At 63.6% G+C, this 17848-nt stretch carries 18 protein-coding genes and 2 pseudogenes; 14 read left to right on the top strand and 6 right to left on the bottom strand.

Features of this window, described 5'->3' with window-relative positions:
- Window positions 1-55 precede the first annotated feature (55 nt).
- The gene (locus tag FJ543_RS18250) at window positions 56-1684 is read right to left on the bottom strand and encodes an ABC transporter substrate-binding protein (RefSeq protein WP_140876299.1); all 1629 of its coding nucleotides are present in this window, start codon (window positions 1682-1684) and stop codon (window positions 56-58) included.
- Window positions 1685-1728: 44 nt separating this feature from the next.
- Complete coding sequence (locus FJ543_RS18245) at window positions 1729-2862, bottom strand: FAD-binding oxidoreductase (RefSeq protein ID WP_140876298.1); 1134 nt, start codon at window positions 2860-2862, stop codon at window positions 1729-1731.
- A 131-nt stretch (window positions 2863-2993) separates the two neighbouring features.
- Here FJ543_RS18245 and FJ543_RS18240 point away from each other — a divergent pair, with 131 nt between their 5' ends.
- The 3 genes and pseudogenes from FJ543_RS18240 to FJ543_RS18230 all read left to right on the top strand — a co-directional run.
- Complete coding sequence (locus FJ543_RS18240; protein WP_140876296.1) at window positions 2994-3611, top strand: XRE family transcriptional regulator; 618 nt, start codon at window positions 2994-2996, stop codon at window positions 3609-3611.
- A gap of 122 nt (window positions 3612-3733) precedes the next feature.
- Window positions 3734-4438: an SDR family oxidoreductase gene (locus tag FJ543_RS18235; protein WP_140876294.1), complete on the top strand. Its 705-nt coding sequence runs from the start codon at window positions 3734-3736 to the stop codon at window positions 4436-4438.
- A 184-nt stretch (window positions 4439-4622) separates the two neighbouring features.
- Window positions 4623-4907, top strand: a pseudogene (locus FJ543_RS18230) (GIY-YIG nuclease family protein); the annotation flags it as partial.
- A 195-nt stretch (window positions 4908-5102) separates the two neighbouring features.
- On the opposite strand, the gene FJ543_RS18225 reads toward FJ543_RS18230, so the two are convergent.
- Complete coding sequence (locus tag FJ543_RS18225; protein WP_140876290.1) at window positions 5103-6371, bottom strand: cytochrome-c peroxidase; 1269 nt, start codon at window positions 6369-6371, stop codon at window positions 5103-5105.
- A gap of 195 nt (window positions 6372-6566) precedes the next feature.
- Between FJ543_RS18225 and FJ543_RS18220 the strand changes: the two are divergent.
- Window positions 6567-8101 (top strand): annotated as a pseudogene (locus tag FJ543_RS18220) (acid phosphatase).
- A gap of 47 nt (window positions 8102-8148) precedes the next feature.
- Here the strand turns inward: FJ543_RS18220 and FJ543_RS18215 are convergent.
- Window positions 8149-8745, bottom strand: a complete 597-nt coding sequence (locus FJ543_RS18215; RefSeq protein WP_224622495.1) for a DUF922 domain-containing protein — start codon at window positions 8743-8745, stop codon at window positions 8149-8151.
- A gap of 105 nt (window positions 8746-8850) precedes the next feature.
- Here FJ543_RS18215 and FJ543_RS18210 point away from each other — a divergent pair, with 105 nt between their 5' ends.
- The 3 genes from FJ543_RS18210 to FJ543_RS18200 all read left to right on the top strand — a co-directional run bounded on the left by FJ543_RS18210 (window position 8851) and on the right by FJ543_RS18200 (window position 11247).
- Entirely contained in the window at window positions 8851-9345 is a 495-nt protein-coding gene (locus tag FJ543_RS18210; protein ID WP_224583715.1) for a hypothetical protein, read from the top strand.
- A 97-nt stretch (window positions 9346-9442) separates the two neighbouring features.
- Window positions 9443-9901, top strand: coding sequence for a GNAT family N-acetyltransferase (locus FJ543_RS18205; protein WP_015317014.1), 459 nt, complete (start codon window positions 9443-9445; stop codon window positions 9899-9901).
- A gap of 176 nt (window positions 9902-10077) precedes the next feature.
- A complete protein-coding gene (locus FJ543_RS18200) occupies window positions 10078-11247 on the top strand; it encodes a PLP-dependent aminotransferase family protein (protein WP_181174024.1) in 1170 nt (389 codons plus the stop codon).
- 91 nt (window positions 11248-11338) lie between these two features.
- On the opposite strand, the gene FJ543_RS18195 is transcribed toward FJ543_RS18200, so the two are convergent.
- The gene (locus FJ543_RS18195; RefSeq protein WP_224622493.1) at window positions 11339-11593 is read right to left on the bottom strand and encodes a hypothetical protein; all 255 of its coding nucleotides are present in this window, start codon (window positions 11591-11593) and stop codon (window positions 11339-11341) included.
- Between the two features lie 155 nt (window positions 11594-11748).
- Between FJ543_RS18195 and FJ543_RS18190 the strand changes: the two genes are divergently transcribed.
- The 5 genes from FJ543_RS18190 to FJ543_RS18170 all read left to right on the top strand — a co-directional run bounded on the left by FJ543_RS18190 (window position 11749) and on the right by FJ543_RS18170 (window position 16177).
- Complete coding sequence (locus tag FJ543_RS18190; protein ID WP_015317017.1) at window positions 11749-12177, top strand: VOC family protein; 429 nt, start codon at window positions 11749-11751, stop codon at window positions 12175-12177.
- Between the two features lie 226 nt (window positions 12178-12403).
- Complete coding sequence (locus tag FJ543_RS18185; RefSeq protein WP_140876282.1) at window positions 12404-13363, top strand: AraC family transcriptional regulator; 960 nt, start codon at window positions 12404-12406, stop codon at window positions 13361-13363.
- Window positions 13364-13664: 301 nt separating this feature from the next.
- Entirely contained in the window at window positions 13665-14360 is a 696-nt protein-coding gene (locus FJ543_RS18180; protein ID WP_140665757.1) for an outer membrane protein, read from the top strand.
- A 228-nt stretch (window positions 14361-14588) separates the two neighbouring features.
- On the top strand, window positions 14589-15305 hold the full coding sequence (locus tag FJ543_RS18175) for an outer membrane protein (RefSeq protein WP_140876280.1): 717 nt from the start codon (window positions 14589-14591) through the stop codon (window positions 15303-15305).
- A gap of 47 nt (window positions 15306-15352) precedes the next feature.
- On the top strand, window positions 15353-16177 hold the full coding sequence (locus FJ543_RS18170; protein ID WP_140876278.1) for an outer membrane beta-barrel protein: 825 nt from the start codon (window positions 15353-15355) through the stop codon (window positions 16175-16177).
- On the opposite strand, the gene FJ543_RS31475 is transcribed toward FJ543_RS18170, so the two are convergent.
- Complete coding sequence (locus FJ543_RS31475) at window positions 16164-16412, bottom strand: hypothetical protein (protein ID WP_181174003.1); 249 nt, start codon at window positions 16410-16412, stop codon at window positions 16164-16166. The two genes, FJ543_RS18170 and FJ543_RS31475, sit on opposite strands and share 14 nt — an antisense overlap.
- Before the next feature lie 217 nt (window positions 16413-16629).
- On the opposite strand from FJ543_RS31475, the gene FJ543_RS18160 reads away from it, so the two are divergent.
- On the top strand, window positions 16630-17145 hold the full coding sequence (locus FJ543_RS18160) for a hypothetical protein (protein ID WP_140876811.1): 516 nt from the start codon (window positions 16630-16632) through the stop codon (window positions 17143-17145).
- A gap of 82 nt (window positions 17146-17227) precedes the next feature.
- Window positions 17228-17845, top strand: coding sequence for a C39 family peptidase (locus FJ543_RS18155; RefSeq protein ID WP_140876276.1), 618 nt, complete (start codon window positions 17228-17230; stop codon window positions 17843-17845).
- Window positions 17846-17848: the final 3 nt, after the last annotated feature.

Raw genomic sequence — 17848 nt, 5'->3', positions numbered from 1 at the left:
TCGCAAAATCGGCCGCGTAGCGGCCGGATGAGGGGGGTACCCAGCGCGACAAGCCTCACTCCGCGATATCGACGGCGGCGAAATTCTGCCGGCCGAAGGGGTCGAGCACGTAATTCAGCACGCTCTTGCGGATCGGGATCGCCACCATCGAATGGGCGATCGGCGCCACAGGCACCTCGGCCTTCAGGATGGCCTGCGCCTTTCCATAGATCGCGGCGCGCTCCTTCGGGTCGGCGGCAACGCGGCCCTCGTCGAGCAGCTTCTCGAAATGCTTGTCGCACCAGCGCGAGCGGTTGGAGCCGCCCTTCACGCCGTCGCAGGAGAGCAGATAGCTCAGCATGTTGTCGGGATCGCCATTGTCGCTGCTGCCGCCGAGCAGGAAGGCGTCCTGTTCGCCCGCCGCGGTGCGCTTGAGGTATTCGCCCCATTCGAAGCTGACGATCTCCGATTGCACGCCGACCTTCGCCCAGTCGGCCTGGATCATCTCGGCCATGCGCTTGGCATTGGGGTTGTAGGGGCGCGACACCGGCATCGCCCACAGGCTGATCTTGAGGCCGCTTTCGTGGCCCGCTTCCTTGAGCAGTTTCTTGGCGCCGTCGGGATCGTAGTCGATGCCGGCATCGGTGACGGCGCCGAGCTGCGCCGGCGGCACGACGCTGCCGGCCACCGTGCCGGCGCCGGCGTAGACCGCATCGACGATCGCCTTGCGGTCGACGGCCTTGGCCAGTGCCGTGCGCACGCGCACGTCGCCCAGCGGCTGGTGCTCGACATTGAAGCCGAGGATGCCGATGTTCTGGCCCTTGAGATCGAGAACCGTGATGTCGGGATCGCTGCGCAGGTCGGCGACGGCACTTGGCGGCGGCGGCGCGGCGACCTGGCATTCATTGGCCTTGATGCGCTCGACGCGGGTGGTCGGCTCGGGCGTGACGGCGAAGACCAGCGTGTCGATCTTCGGCGCGCCGCGCCAGTAATCCTTGTTTGCGGCATAACGGACCTGGCTGTCGGGCACATAGGCCTCAAGCACGAACGGTCCGGTGCCGACCGGCATGCTGTCGATCAGCTCCGGCGTGCCGGCCGCGACCATCTTTTCGGTCTGCTCCAGCGACAGGATGGAGAGATAGTCGAGTGCCAGCCCGGCCAGGAATGTGACGTTGGGAGCCGTCAGCGTGAAGCGCACGGTGTAGTCGTCGACCTTTTCTATTCTGTCGATCAGCGTGCCCATGCCCAGCGCGTTGAAGTACTCGTAAGAGCCGCCGCCAAGCTTGTGATAGGGATTGTTGGCGTCGCGCTGGCGGTTGAAGGTGTAGAGCACGTCGTCCGCGTCGAAGTCGCGCGTGGGCGAAAAATGCTCGTTCGACTGAAACTTCACGCCGTGCCTGAGATGGAAAGTGTAGGTCTTGCCATCAGGCGAAACCTCCCAGCTTTCTGCCAGCGCCGGGCCGACCTCGGTGGTGCCCGGCTTGAACTCGACCAGCCGATTGAAGATCGTCTTGGCGGCGGCGTCCATGGTGGAATCGGCGATGCCGATCGCCGGGTTGAAGGTCTCGGGATTGGCTTCCGAGCAATAGACCAGCGTCTTGGCGTAGGCCTGTCCGCCGAGAAGGATGGATGAGGCCAGAACGGACGTGGCCAGAAGGGACGTGGCCAGAAGGGACGGGGCAAGCACCGCGCGCAGAGATTTCATCGCAAACGCTCCTGATGACACATTCGGGATTGAGGGAAGGAACTTCATGGCGTCGTCGCCGGGGTAAGGAAGCGATCGGGCGCCAGCGCCCCAGCGGTGACGCCGAGTGCGGTGACGTCGTTGGGCAGGGGCTCGCCGCGCATCAGCGCCGCGCTCAGCCTGGCCAGCGTCAGCGACACCTGAAAACCGTAGCCACCTTGGCCGCCGAGCCAGAAGAAGCCGGGCAGGCGCGGGTCGAAGCCGGCGACCGGCGTGCGGTCGGGAGCGAAGGTACGCAGGCCCGCCCACGGCGTCGACGGGCGGCCGATGCGCATAGACGTCGCCTGTTCGATGCGGTCGACGGCGATGGCGACGTCGATATCCTCGGGATACGCATCGCAAGGCTCGGAATCCGTCTCGTCGGCGAGCGAACCGATCAATCTGCCGGCATCGGGCTTGAAGTAGAACTGCTCGTGCAGGTCGACCACCAGCGGCCAGCCGGCGATGTCCAACCCGGCGGGCGGATCGAACAGGAAGGCGGTGCGCCGTTTCGGCTGGAAGCCGAGGCCCGGGAGTCCCACCATGCCGGCGACGACATCGACCCAGGCGCCGGCGGCGTTGACGATGATGTCAGCCGAGTAGACGCCGGCGCTTGTTTCAACCCTAAAAGCGCTGCCGTCGCGTGAGATGGCGCGGACCTCCTCGCCGGTGCGGATGGTGCCGCCGCCGGCTTTGAGCTTGGACGCGCAGGTCGCAAGCATCTTGTCCGTGTCGACATCCACCGCGTCCGGCTCATAGACACCGCCGCAAGTGGCTTGCTGGGCAACGACCGGAACCAGCGCGTGGAGCTCGGCCGGCGAGAGGCGGCGCACTGATGGCACCAGCGCCTGCAAATCACGAGCCAGCTTGTCGATGGCGGCATCGTCACCGGTCCATCCGACATGCAGCGCGCCACGCCGGTGGGCGACGAAACCGCCCTCGACGATTGCCTGCCGGCTGGCCAGCGTCAGCCCGCGCACGAGGCGGTTGCCATAGGTCTCGGTGAACAGAGCGGCGGAGCGTCCGCTGGCGTGGTAGCCGAGATGCGGTTCGCGCTCGATGACGGTGACTTCGGCCGAGGCCGCCACCTCGGCGGCAAGTGAGAGGCCGGCAACGCCGCCGCCGATGACGGCAATCTTTTGGAAGGACTTTGACTGCATTCATCAGTCGTAAAAATATTTTCGTATCCAGTCAATATTTAGCGTATAAGAAAATTTCGGTGTTGTTGATGGCTGCGGGGAGTTCGACTACCTAGGGTGGAGCGGCGCGATCCCGCGCCTTGGAGCTGGCAATGTCGGAGCAACCCAATCTCGGTGATTGTCTGCGGGCTTTGAGAAAAACCCATGGCTGGACCTTGCAGGAGGTCAGCGCGCTCACCGGCGTCGCGGTGTCGACGCTGTCCAAGGTCGAGAACGACCAGATGTCGCTGACCTACGACAAGCTGCTGCAGATCTGCGAGGGGCTCGGCATCCATGTGACGGAACTGCTCAGCGGCGACCGCAAGCAGCCGGCAGCGCGCACTCGCCGCTCGGTCACCTCGCAGTCCAACACGCTGCGCCAGCTGACCCGAAATTATGACTACCGGTATCTCGCCAACGACCTAGTGCGCAAGCGCATGGTGCCGATTCACGCCTATGCGCGCGCCCGCACGCCGCAAGAATTCGGCCCGCTGACCAGGCATGCCGGCGAGGAATTCCTGATCGTGCTCAAGGGCGAGATCGAACTGCATACCGACCAGTACGCGCCGGTGCGGCTGAAAGCGGGCGAGAGCGTCTACATCGATTCCACCATGGGCCACGCCTATCTGTCGGTGGGTGAGGGCGACGCCGAGATGCTGTGCGTCTGCTCCGGCGACGAGCCCGACATGGAAGGCACGCTGCTGAGCGAGCTGGAGACGGTTGAAGGATAGGGCGCAGCTCACCGCGCAAGTTTTCTGCAGCTCGATTCAGGCTTTCTCGTTCGAACTGCGCGGCCAAACCGGCTATAGGACCGCTGAAACCGTAGCTCCCGCCAATCTGAAAAGGAAATCCGATGAGTGTAGAAAAGACAGCCGTGATCGTGGCCGGCGGCAGCGGCATGGGGGCGGCGGCGGCCAAGCGGCTGGCGGCGGATGGTTTCAAGGTCGCCATCCTGTCCTCGTCCGGCAAGGGCGAGGCGCTGGCCAAGGAGCTTGGCGGGCTCGGCGTCACCGGCTCCAACCAGTCGAACGACGATCTGCAGCGGCTCGCCGACCTGACCCTGGAGCGCTATGGCCGCATCGACGTGCTGGTCAACAGCGGCGGCCATGGGCCGCGCGCGCCGATCCTGGAGATCACGGACGAGCAGTGGCACACCGGCATGGACGTCTACCTGATGAACGTCATCCGGCCGGTGCGCATCGTGGCGCCGCAGATGGTCAAGCAGAAGGGCGGGGCCATCATCAACATCTCGACGGCCTGGGTGGCAGAACCGAACGCGATGTTCCCGACCTCGGCCGTGTTCCGCGCCGGCCTTGCCGCCTACGCCAAGATTTTCGCCAACACCTACGCGGCCGACAATGTGCGCATGAACAATGTGCTGCCCGGCTGGATCGACAGCCTGCCCGCCGCCGAAAAGCGCCGCGACAACGTGCCGATGCAGCGCTATGGCACATCAGAGGAGATCGCCGCGACGATCGCGTTTTTGGCGTCGGACGGGGCAGGGTATATTACCGGGCAGAATATCCGCGTGGATGGGGGTGTGATCCGGGCGCTGTGAGAGGCGGCTGGCGGCGATCCCATACCTCTCAGATTAGCCGAAGCCCTCCCTCCCTTCGTCATCCTAGGCGTAGCAAGGAGCGAAGCGACGCCGCGCAGACCCTAGGATCCATGCCGCGACGTGGGCCGAAAAAATACGGCGAACGAGGATAGTCCCCGGACGGGTTGGCGGTTACCGTCAACGCATGACCGGCTATGTTTACATGACCGCGAGCCAGAAGGGCGGCACCATCTACATCGGTGTCACCAACGATCTCGGTCGCCGCATGCCGGAGCACAAATCCGGCGAAGGTTCGCGCTTCACCAGGCGCTACGGTGTGCAGCGGTTGGTCTGGTACGAGGAACATTTCGACATTCGTGACGCCATTCAACGCGAGAAATCGCTGAAGCGCTGGTCGCGACAATGGAAGATCGAACTGATCGAGAAGACCAATCCGGAATGGTTCGAGCTGTTTCGCGGAACAGGTTGGTCGCGGTTTGATGGCGTTTCGTCGGAGGTTGGAGCCAGGTTCGGCACAGTTTTACCCGTCGCAAGCGTCGCGGCATGGATCCTAGGGTCTGCGCCGCGTCGCTTCGCTCCTTGCTCCGCCCTAGGATGACGAAGCGAGGGGGGCTTCGGCTAATCCCCACGTCAACTAGCGACCCTTACGACGTGGCTTCCCAGTTCACTGCGACCGCTTCGCCGCCTGATCCGCATCCGTCAGCGTCTGCAGAAACGCCACGATATCGTCGATCTCGGCATCGTTGAGCGCCGGCTTGTCGCCGGGTTTCTTGCCGTCGAAGGGCGGGTCTTGATTCAGGTTCGGCCAGTAAGCCTTTGGCAAATCGTCATATTTGTCGACCGTGCCGTAAGCGTTTTTCGGGTACCAGCGGCCGGGGTCGGTGTCGCGGCTGGCGTAGAAGGCCACCGCTTCGCGCAGCGTGTGGAAATATCCGTTGTGGAAGAAGCTCTTGCGCAGCGCCACGTTGCGCAGGCTCGGTGTCTTGAACAGGCCGCAATAGTCGGTGCGGCCACGGAAATCGGTGCGCAGGGGACCGCACAGGCCGAGATCGACATAGGTCGGGTCGGCGTTGGCCGGGATGGCCGGATTGCGCGGCACGGCGATGGCGATGAGGCCGAAATCGGTGAATTGCGGCGGCTCACCGTCATTGGCCGGTTCGCTGAGGTGGCAGGAGGCGCAATTGCCTTTCGCCTCGTCCTCGAACAGGGCGCGGCCATGCAGTTCCCGCGCCGATAGCGTCGCCTTGCCGGCGAGGAAGGCGTCGTAGCGGCTGGAATAGGGGTAGAAGTCGACCGCGCTCTGCTCGAACGTGCCAAGCGCCTCGGCGGCGGCGTCGAAGGCATCGTCCGGGCGGTCGAAGACATCGTTGCCGAAGGTTGCCTTGAACTCATCGGCATAGGCTGACTTGCGCAAGGCGGCGGTGACCGCCACGGCATCCTTGTTTGCCATCTCGAACGGCGAGAGCAGGGGGATTTTCGCCTGGTCCACACCGTGATCGGCGCGGCCGTCCCAGGTCAGACCGCCGGTCGGGCCATTGTCAACGCTCTCGTCGCCCTCGTCCTCGGAATCGTGGAAATGCTCGGTGAAGGCGGGTGCCGCCTCGAGGTAGCGCAGCGACGGCACCGCGCGCACGCCGGACTGGTCGAGGTTCGGGCCGCCCATCTCGACGGGAGATGCCGAGGCCGGACCGAAGGCATGGCGCGGATCGTGGCAGGAGGAACAGGCCTGTTTTCCCGAAGCCGAGAGCGCCGGGTCGAAGAACATCTTTCGCCCCAAGGCAGTCAGCGCCTCGGCCCGTGCGAAGGCTTGCGCACGCGACAGCGGACCGGGATGGACGCCGTCCGGCCCCGCCGTATTCGCGGGCGCGGCAAAGCCAAATGCCGAGATCGCGGCACTCGCGATCACCAGGCTTCTCCATCGTCTCGTCATCATGGGGCACGGTCCGCTTTGGCCCGGAAATAAGAACGCAGTGCAACGGATTGATGACCGGTCCCAGTGCTCAGGAAACCGTGTTCGCCGCGGCGGCGGATGTCACAAAGGTGACAAGGCATCCACGTTAGCTGCCCATGGTTCCCGCGCCATAGCCGCATAAGCCCCATAGCCACAGTCAAGCCACGAGGTCTTTCCATGACGAGGCCCAAGTTCCTCACTTCCTTTTGTCTGGCCGGTTCGGCCTTGTTTCCCCTTGCGGCCGCCAATGCCGCCCCTCCCGGCTTCGACAAGATCGACACCGTCGTCGTCATCTATGCGGAGAACCGTAGCTTCGATAATCTTTATGGCGGCTTCCCCGGCGCCAATGGGCTGGCCAATGTCTCGGCCGACCAGGCGCGCCAGCTCGATCGCGACGGCAAGCCGCTGACCGAACTGCCCCCGGCCTGGGGTGGGCTGACCGGAAAGGGCGTCACGCCCGTGGTGACGGAGGCGCAGACCGCGCATCTGGCCAACGCGGCCTTCGCCATCGACGATCCCAAAGGCTTCAACGAAGGCACCAATGTCATCACCCACGATTTGTGGCACCGTTTCTACCAGGAGCAGATGCAGATCGACGGCGGCAAGAACGATAAATTCGTCGCCTGGGCCGATTCCGGCGGGCTGGTCATGGGCCATTATGACGGCTCGGCCTGCCGATGTGGCAGGTGGCGAAGAAATATGTGCTGGCCGACAATTTCTTCCAGGGCGCCTTTGGCGGCTCCTTCCTCAACCATTTCCAGCTCGCCTGCGCCTGTACGCCGGTCTATCCGCATGCCGACACGAGTCCGATCAAGGGCCAGATCGCCGTGGTCGAGGCCGACGGAACGACCTTGAAGGTGGCCGACAATTCGCCGCCGTCGGCGCTGGGCGGCGTGCCGAAATTCGTCAATGACGGCGCCATCACGCCCGATTTTTACGCCGTCAACACCATGCAGCCGCCCTATCAGCCGAGCGCCAACAAGCCTGCCGAGGGCGGTGACAAGGCGCTGGCCGATCCGGCCGCTCCCACCACACTGCCGCCGCAGCACGACATCACCATCGGCGATCTCCTGTCGCTGAAGGGGGTCGACTGGGCCTGGTACGCCGGCGCCTGGCAGACGGCGCTCGACGGCAAGAACGCCACGCCGGTGCCGAACTTCCAGTTCCACCACCAGCCGTTCAACTATTTCGCCGCCTACACGCCCGGCACCGCAGCGCGCACCGAGCATCTCAGGGATGGCGGCCTGGATGGCGCCGAGTTCATCAAGGCGATCGACGACGGCAAGCTGCCGCAGGTCGCCTTCTACAAGCCGCAGGGCAATCTCAACGAGCACTCAGGCTATGCCGACGTGACATCGGGCGACCGGCATCTGGCCGACCTCGTCGCGCATCTGGAGAAGAGCCCGCAATGGAGCCACATGCTGGTCGTCATCACCTATGACGAGAATGGCGGCTTCTGGGATCACGTCGCGCCGCCCAAGGCCGACCGCTGGGGCCCGGGCAACCGCATCCCGGCCTTCATCGTCTCGCCCTATGCCAGGATGGGCACGGTCGACCACACGCAATACGATACGACGTCGATCCTGCGCTTCATCACCGCGCGCTACGATCTGCCGGTGCTGACGGGCATCGTCGCCCGCGACAAGGCGCTGGCCGCCAATGGCGAGCCGCCGATGGGGGATTTGTCAGCCGCGCTTAATCTCAGCCGCTAGGGCGGAGCGAACCGCGAATATGCCACCGCGCCGCGAGGCGCGGTGGCTCAGCCGCCATTGACCAGGGCAAGAATGAGCTTTTGCAGATTGCCGCCCTGGCCGAGTTCGATGCGGTCGAAATCGCGGCTTGCCTGCCGCTGCGCCTGCGAAAGGGCGGACAGGCGTTTGGTCATCTCGACCCGGATCTTGCTGCATTTGGGATCGTCGGGAACGGTGAGGCCGACCGTCGCCGCCTCGATCTTGCGCGCCATGTCGACAATGGTCGCGCCATGCACCTTTTCGTGGGCGCTGACGCCTGCGAGGAAAACCTCCCAGTTCTTCTGGATGGCGGACGGCAGCGGCGAGGAGGGGCTGGGCAAGGTGTAGGTGATGATGAGCTTTGGCTTGGCCGAGACCAGCACGCAGGCTCCGGCACGCGGCTGATAATCCCTGGTCCAGGTCAGCTTGAAATTGGTGTGAGCAATGGCGCGGGTAATGCCGACATTCGGCCCGTTCTCGCCAATCGACCGGTAGAGCTCGAGCCCGGACTGGCCTGAAATGGCGTAGGTCTCGACCTTCTCGACAGGCTTCCACTCGGCATGCGCCGCAAGCGGCAAGGCCACCAGGGCGGCGGTCGGAAGATACAGGCGAACACAGGCTCTCAACACTGCTCTCTCCGAGGCGCGCGGCCTTGCCATTCAGGCAACGCTATTCAACGGCTTTTCCTATATGCTGCCGGCGGGCGCTGCAAATGGCCCGGAGGGGAAGTCATGAGAAGAAATCTCGTTGCCGCCGGTGCCTTGGCGGCGGTGCTTGGCTCGCAATCGGCCTTCGCGGCATCCTGCGGCGGCTGGAGCGCCAAGATGGAGGAAGACGAGGGTGGCAGCGTGCTGACCGCTTCGGTCTGCGGCGGGCCCAGGGGCGACGCCTATCTGATGCTCAATTGCTACGACAAACCGGTGCTGAGCTACGATCTGGGCGCCAGCGGCCAACAACTGGAGCCGGGCATCAGCGGCGCTTTCGACTTCAAGGCCGACGGCAAGACGGTGACGAAAACCCTGCAGCTGGAGGCGATGTACAATTATTTCGTGGTCGATCTGGAGAAGGGGGACCCGCTGCTCGACCTGTTGCGGTCCAAGGGGGACGTGTCGGTCAGCGCTGCCAAATATGGTTCGATCAGTTTTGCGCTGAAGGGTTCCAGTGGGGCAATCGGCAAGGTGCTGGCGCAGTGCGGCAAGGCGAAGCCCGCGGGCGACGGGGATTGAACCTCGAGAGGTTGCGCCGCCCCTCATTGTCCTGCCGCCCATTGATCCATTCCATCAGCGGCTTGCCGCCAGCGCCGGGCGGCCGTATCTCACGTCCATGACCGACATCCAATTCCGCAAGGCGCAAGCCTCCGACTTGCCAGCCATCGTCGCCATGCTCGCCGACGATCCGCTGGGTGCCGCCCGCGAAGACGCCTCGTTGCCGTTGGCGCAGGGCTATATCGATGCCTTCGACGCCATCGATGCCGATCCCAATCAGCTGCTTGCCGTGGCCGTGGATGGCGCGGAGGTAATCGGCACCCTGCAGATCAGCTTCCTTGCCGGTATTTCGCGCAAGGGCGGCTGGCGCGGGCAGATCGAGGCGGTTCGCGTTGTCAGCGGCAGGCGCTCCGACGGCGTCGGCAAGAAGATGTTCGAATGGGCGATCGACGAGTGCCGGGCGCGGGGCTGCGGCCTTGTGCAGCTCACCACCGACAAGGGGCGAGCGGATGCGCACCGCTTCTATGAAGGGCTCGGCTTCAGTGCCAGCCATATTGGTTACAAGAAGAGCCTTTAGCGGAAACCCGTGCCGGTTCGGGCCTGGCGGTGACTGGCGTATAGCGGAAGCCCTTCAGGCACTATTCAAATCGCCTGGCAAAGCGGATATAGGTCAGTCAGGTTGACCTATTGTAAAAACGTCCGGGGAGGCGTGTCGTGACCCTTTTGAACCTTCTGGCCTCGCGCTCATCGCGCATGAAGGCCTCCGAAATCCGCGAGCTGTTGAAGCTGCTCGACCAGCCCGACATCATCTCCTTCGCCGGCGGCATTCCCGATCCGTCGCTGTTTCCGGCGGACGCCATCCGCGATGCCTATGCCGACGTGCTCGGCGGGCCGGAAGCGGGGGCAGCACTGCAATACCAGGTTTCGGAAGGCTATCTGCCGCTGCGGCGCTGGCTCGCCGGGCAAATGGGCAAGCTCGGCGTGGCCTGCGACGAAGCCAACATCTTCATCACTTCCGGCTCGCAGCAGGCGCTGGATTACCTCGGCAAGCTGTTCCTGTCGCCAGGCGATACCGCGCTGGTGACATGGCCGACCTATCTCGGCGCGCTGCAGGCCTTCAACGCCTACGAGCCCCGCTATGACCGGCTGCGGCCCGAGGGCGGCAACATGACGCCCGATGCCTACCACACTGCCGCCGCCGCCAATGGCGGCAAGGTGAAATTCGCCTATCTGGTGCCCGATTTCGCAAACCCGACCGGCAACACGCTGGACCGAAAGCAGCGCGAGGCGGTGCTCGACCTTGCCGGCGAGCTCGACATCGCCGTCATCGAGGATGCCGCCTACCGGGCGCTGCGCTATGACGGCGAGGGTGTGCCGCCGATCCTGGCGCTCGACTGCATCAGGTCCGGCGGCATCGACAAGGCGCGCACGCTCTATTGCGGCTCGTTCTCGAAAATTCTGTCGCCGGGCATGCGTGTCGGCTGGGTTTGCGCGCCGCGCCGCGTGGTGGAAAGGCTGGTGCTGATGAAGCAGGCTTCGGACCTGCACAGCCCGTCAGTCAACCAGATGGTGATGCACCGCGTCGCCGAAGCCGTGTTCGACGGCCAGGTGGAAAAACTCATCGGCGCCTACCGCGAGCGCCGCGACGGCCTGCTCGGCGCGCTTGAAGCCAACATGCCGGAGGGGGTGACCTGGAGCCGTCCGGAAGGCGGCATGTTCGTCTGGGTGACGCTGCCGGAGGGCACCGACGCCACGGACCTCCTGGCACGGTCGGTGAAGGAGGCGCGGGTCGCCTTCGTGCCCGGCAACGCCTTTTACGCCGACGGCACCGGGCGCAACACGCTGCGGCTGTCGTTCACGCTGGCCACCCGCAGCGCGGTGAGCGAGGGCATTCCACGGCTGGCGGCGCTGCTCAAGGGTTAGAGCAAATCCAAGAAAAGTGTGAAACGGTTTACCGGGACAAGCGCGCAGCACCTTCCCCAGGAATTGCGCAATAGCAAAGAGCGGCAGGCGCCTAAGCCGGCACGTTCACCAGCTGCTTGAGCTTCGCAAGCCTGGCGCGGGCGAGCTTGCGGATCGGCTTTTCGAAACCCTCTTCGCCGGCTTCGATGACGAAGACCAATGTCTTGAAGTCCAGCATGAACTCGTCGATGGCCCGCGTCGTCTGTTCGGACCTGTCCTTGAACCGGCGCAGCAATGCGTTCGCTTCCTCGATGGCATCGGCATTGGCGCCGTCGACCAGCGCTTCAAGCTTCTGAAAACAATCCAACCGAAAATTCTCCCGCCGCGCCTCCAAACTTGCCATCGGTGCAAAAGTTCCATCGGGCTCGAAAAATTGTCGCTGGTTGTCAGCAGAGGCTCGCGCCCCGCGTTGACGCCCTGCCAACCGCGCCTAAATTCGAGGCCTTGCAAGGAGGCGCTTTCATGGAAACCCAGGAATTGCATCGCGGCCGGCTCATCGACCACCTCCAGCTCGTGGTCCGGGATCTCCCCGCCAGCCGGCGTTTCTACGAGGCGGTTTTCCAAGTCCTTGGTGTCCCGATCGGCGGCACCGGCGAGGATTATTTCTGGGCTGACGAATTGTTCATTTCCAGCGCCGACAGCCGGGCCGCGCTGGGAAAGCTGACCGGACGTCATCATCTGGCCTTCCAGGCCAGGGATCACGCCATGGTCGATGCCTTCTACAAGGCCGGGCTCGAAGCCGGCGGCACGGACAATGGCGCGCCGGGCGAGCGGTCCTATCATCCCGGCTATTATGCCGCCTTCCTGCTCGACCCGGACGGCAACAATATCGAGGCCGTCCATCACGGCCCCGCCAACCGCAGCGCCGCGTCGGTGAAGATCACGTTCTAGGAGCAATCGGTCGACCGCGTCGAGGCGAGGTGATTCCGATGCCGCATCTCCGGGGTATTTTGGAGACTCGGACGCCACACCGGCCAATCCGATCGGATTCTTGACCTGGGCAGCACTGAAATTGTCCTGCGGAGCATGGATGGCGCCGTCTCTGGACAAGAGGCAAATCGGTCCCATACGGTGCGGTTTCAGGGAAGACGCGTGCGCGGGAAAGGCCGGTTGCTCGTTGAAAAAGAACGTCTTCTCTTCGCTCGATCTGCCGTCGCATCTCGACGACCGCGCGCGCTTCGCGCTCTGGCAGGACATTCATGTCGCCGAGATCTGGTCGGTCGAATATGCCATCTCCGGCAATGTGCCGTTCCAGGCGCATATCGAAGCCACCGCCATCGGGCCGCTGGTGCTCGGGCGGATGGCCGGGACGATCAAGCATGCGAGCCGCAAGACGCGCAACATCGCCGACGACGGCCGCGACGGCTATCTGCTGCTGGTCAACGATGGCGACACCAGGCTGAGCGGTGTGCAGACCGGCCGCGACTACAGCATCGGCAGGGGCGAAGGCGCGCTGGTCTCGGCTTCGGAAGCGCTGGAAATGACCGGCGGCGACCGCAATGTCTGGACCAATGTCGTGGTGCCCCGCGAAATCATGGAAAATGCCTTCGCCCATGTCGAGGACCGCCTGGCGCTGACCATCGGCGTCGACAATGAAGCGCTCGACATGCTCAAGCGCTATTGCGGCTTCCTGGAAGCGGGGCCGGCATTGCTCTTGCCCGATCTTGTCGCCCATGCCACCGAAACGATCGTCGACCTGATCGGATTGGCGACGGGCGCCAAGGGCGAGATCGCCGAGCTGGCGGGCGTGCGAGGCCTGCGCGCGGCAAGGCTGCAAGCCATCCTGCAGACGATGCGGGACAATTTCGCCGATCCCGGCATCTCGGCCCAGCACATCGCCCAGCGTTTGCGGCTTTCCGCGCGCTACGTCCATGATCTCCTGCAGGAAACGGGCTCGAGTTTCGCCGAGCATATTCTCGAACTGCGCCTGCAGAGGGCCCACCGCATGCTGCGTGACCGGCGCAACGACCGCATGCGGGTCAGCGAGATCGCGCTGTTGAGCGGCTTTTCCGACGTCTCCTACTTCAATCGCTGTTTCCGCCGCCGCTTCGGCTCGACGCCGAACGCCGCCCGTTAGAGCGAATCATCGTCTCACAGAATCGATGGCCGCTCTAACTCCTTGTTTTCGCAATTCTGGGCGGAAGCGCGGCACCAAAGACAAGGACTCGAAGCGAGTCGGATCAGTTGTCTTCGAACCGATCGACTGATGCCGAACGGCCACACTGATCGCCCCGAGTGCCGCAGCGCTCTCCACGACAATTCCAATGCGGCTCAGCCCAAGACGCCGCCCGCGAACAATGCAAAACCTCGACGATACCCGGGTCGCCGCGGAGTATTTTCCACGGCCGGGGAAAGCAACATCATTGGGGTAGCAAACAGTGAAAACGATTCTTCTCGCCACCATCCTCGTGCTTGCGCCAGCCGGCATGGCGTCCGCGGCGGACGTCAACGAAACCTTGCCGGTTGCTGCCGGCTATGACTGGTCCGGCCTCTATGCCGGCGTTCACTTCGGTTACGTAGCCGGGAAATCCAATCTCTTCATCGGCGGCGCCGGCATTGGGGGCACCGACGTCAATGCTGCCTTCGATCCGGACGGTTTCATTGGTGGCATCCATATCGGCGTCAATCAGGAATTGGCGAACCGTTTCGTGCTCGGCGCCGAGGCTGACCTTGCCTACAGCAATGTCGATGCGGTGGGGACCTTCGCCGGTGCCGGCGCGTTGTTGTCGAGCGAACTCAAGTGGTCGGGTTCGGCCCGGCTGCGGGCCGGCTATGCGTTCGATCGGACGTTGCCTTATATCAGTGCCGGCGTGGCAGCGGCCAAGTATGAAATGAGTGTGGTCAGCAGTGGTCCCCTCGGTACAGTAACAATCCACGACGAAACCCATCTTGGCTGGACGGTTGGGGCCGGCGTCGAGCACGCTTTCACCGACAAATGGATCGCCCGCGTCGAATATCGCTATTCCGACTTTGGCAAAGAGGATCTCTCGGTGCCGATTTTTGGTCTTGGCACGGTTTCGAACATCGATCTCAAGACGCACGATTTACGCGTCGGCCTCAGCTATAAGTTCTGACACGCCGGTTCGAACAAAACCCTGGCGTCCGCGCCGGGGTTTTGCCTGCGCCGCGGCTGATGCTGAACGGCCACACCGGCCGGGCGGGGTGCGGCGGCGCGCTCCAAGACAATTCCGATGCTGTCCAGCCCAAGACGCCGCCGGCGATCAATGCAACACCGTAGCTTCGACTGACCGCCACTGACCATGTCGGTCGTGGTGCAGCATCCCGGGGACAGCAGACAAGCAATGAAAACGATTCTTCTCGCCACTGCCTTTCTTTTCGTTCCCGCCGGCATGGCGTTGGCCGCCGACCCCACCGAGACCTTGCCGGTCGCGGCCAGCTACAACTGGTCCGGCGGCTATTTCGGAGCACAGGCCGGATATGCCCGGAGCTACGCCAGGGTCGGACAGACTTTCGCGCCGGGCAGCTTCGACAATTACGGCTGGGGTTACAGCCCGTCCGGCGGTTTCGGCGGTGTGTTTGCCGGCTACAACAAGCAGTTCGACAGCGGATTGGTTGTTGGCGTCGAGGGAGACTACAGCTTTGCAAGCGTGAACGACACGACGCTCTACCGGGCGCTCGGCGTCGACGACCCCGCCTTTGGTGGCGAGCTCGAGCTTGAGGCGGTAGGCACCGTGCGCCTCAGAGCCGGTTATGCGATCGATCGCTGGCTTCCTTTCGTCACCGGCGGCCTGGCGGTGGCAAGCTACAAACACACGACCACCAACATTCCGGGCGGTCCCTATGCCGACGTCCGAGATACCGTCGCGGGTTATACGCTGGGTGCGGGCGGCGAATACGCCGTCACCGACAATTGGGTGGTTCGGGGCGAATACAGGTTCGCCGATTTCGGCCGCCACACCTCCGTGCGCCACGCCTTCTCCAATGGCGCTCCCCTCAATCGGGATGCCATCGAACTGACGACACAGGATCTGCGGATCGGCGTGGCCTACAAATTCTGATCTCCACGGCCGGACGCTGGTCCGGAAATTCGCATTCGAGGGCTCTAATGCATCGCTTTTCAATCTTCGCCGCGTCGTCGCTGGTCGCCGCGACCTCCGCTTACGCCGCCGATACGCAGCAGCCGCTGGCAGCGGAGACGGTGGTGACGCCGCATGTTTCGGGCTACGGCGAACTCTATCTCGGCGGGCTTCGCTTCGTCGGCGACGACTACACGACCCGGGCCGGCGGCGGCGCCGTGCGCGTCAACATTCCGTTTGCCGAGCGCTGGAATTTGCAGGGCGACCTGACCTACGACCGCATCTGGGGCCATTACGATCCCCTGGATGACACGCGCGGTGCGGTCCATGGCTTCTACCGCGATCCCGACCGTTTCGCCGCCGGCATTTTCGCCGCCTACACATCTGTCGGCGAAAGCGGGGTGACCGTAAACAACTATGCGGTCGGCCCGGAAGCACAACTCTATTTCGGCAATCTGACCCTCTATGGCCAGGCCAGTGTCGGCCAGCTCACCATCAGCGACTTTCATGGCGACCAATGGGGTATACGCGCGGTGGCGCGCTACTTCGTCCGGAAGAATCTTCGCCTCGATGCGGAGCTCGACTTCAACCGAACCGACTACAACGGCACCAACGAAGACGTGGTCGGTGCCGCCGTGCAGGCCATGTACCGGTTCGACGAAACGCCATGGGCGGTGTTCGGACGCTATGAATTCGAGCGGAGGAAGTTCGAAACGTCTACGCAGGACACCAGAGCCAACAAGGTCGTCATCGGCCTGCGCGCCAGCTTCGGCAGCGATACGCTGTTCGACGAGGACCGCAACGGCGCGACCATGGACACCTATCGGGCCGCTTCGGTGATCAATACGAAGTGAGCCGGCGGCACGACTGGAAAGGCGCGACCTGGCTTTTGCCTTCGACCTGCATGCCGAGCGGGTTATCGGACTGGTCGCACGGCCGATGCCGCCTTCGCGGCGCGTCCTGGAAAAACACGTTTTTCGCTTCGAAGGCGAGGTGACGCCGCACGGTGCGCCGACCGACCTCTTCGCTCTCGAAAGAAGGCGGGAAACAACCGGCACATCCGGTCAATGACAGGGCTGCCAGCCGCAAGCGGGCTTTCTCGCGCCGGCACATTCGCAAGCGGCACGAGACGGTGGAGACTGGCGCCGATCAGCCTTGTTGAGCCGTGCCTTGCGTTGCCAGATTGGTGGCCGCGGTGCTAACCGGGAAATGGCGGACGGGAATCGACCTCAAAGCAATGCGCGAGGTCTTTCCCAATAACATCCCGAACAGACCATCTCTTGCCCACCGTGGAGAAACAATTTTTATGCAAAAATCAGCCAGGGCGATCCGTGTCGCCGCGCCGTTGCTTGCGATTTTGGGCATGGCCACACCATTCATATTAACAATTTCTCATATATCTTCGGCGCAGGCTCAGGAGGAATATCTTCCGACCCAGAAGGACTTTGTCGGCAAATGGCAACTCAGCGGCGCGACCACCCGGCCGCCGCGCGACATGAAGGATGCGGCAACGCCGGAACAGGAAGCGGCCGCCAATGAGTTCCAGCAGACGGTGACCGCGTTTTACGGCGCGTTCGATTATCTGGAGATCACGGCGGACGGCCGCTACAATTTCCATCAGCCCGGTGACCCGGCATCAGGTTCCTGCGTCTGGTGCGGAACCTGGTCCTTCAACAAGAGTTCGCTATGGCTGGAACTGGACACGGCACCCCGGCTTGATATCTACGCCAAGGGCGGCGACATCCAGATGACCTATACCGCCGAACCCGACGAAAAATCGAAATACGCCTGGCTGGTTTTTGGCTGGACGAAGGTCGAGTAGACGCCGCGGCCCTCGACAGGTCCGAGCGGCTTTTCTCCAATCTTGTATGCTCGTATACGAGTTGAAGACCCGGGGAGTTCGCATGAGTCCATTGCCTGAAACCGTGCCGTTTTTCAGTCAGTGGGAGACGCCTGACATGACGCTGGCGGTGCTCGCCGACGGCGCCGAAGCCGCGTTGCGGCGGGATCCGCTATGGCAGGGATCAGGCGCTGCCACGCTCGATGAATACACGGCCTGGGCCGCCAATGCCTGCGGCATGGCGTGTCTCAAGATGATCCTGGCGACGCGCGGCGAGATCGTGCCGACGATCGAACTGGCCAGGCGATGCACTCCGTATGGCGGCTATGTCGTCAATGAAGGCTCGATCAAGGGGCTGATCTATGCGCCCTTCGTCACCTTCGTGAAGGCGGAATTCGGCCTCGATGCCGAGGTGATGACCGGTGTCGCGACGGCGGACATTCCGTCGATCCTCGGCCGGTCGCGGTTCTTCATCGCTTCGGTCAGCAGTTCGATCCGCTGGCCCGAGCGCGAGCCGCCATCGAAGGGCGGACATTTGGTTCTGGTCACCGCCGCCTCGGATGAAGGGTTCCGCTTTCACAACCCATCCGGCCATACCAGTGCCACACAGGTCAACGCAGTGTTGGCGCCAGCCGCTTTCGACCGCTTCTTTGCCAATCGCGGCATTGCCGTCGCCATTTGATTT

The organism is Mesorhizobium sp. B2-5-7 (assembly GCF_006440875.1).
Taxonomy (GTDB): Bacteria; Pseudomonadota; Alphaproteobacteria; order Rhizobiales; family Rhizobiaceae; genus Mesorhizobium; species Mesorhizobium australicum.
The sequence above is the reverse complement of the archived record's forward strand: the minus strand, read 5'-3'. Positions and strand labels throughout refer to the sequence as shown.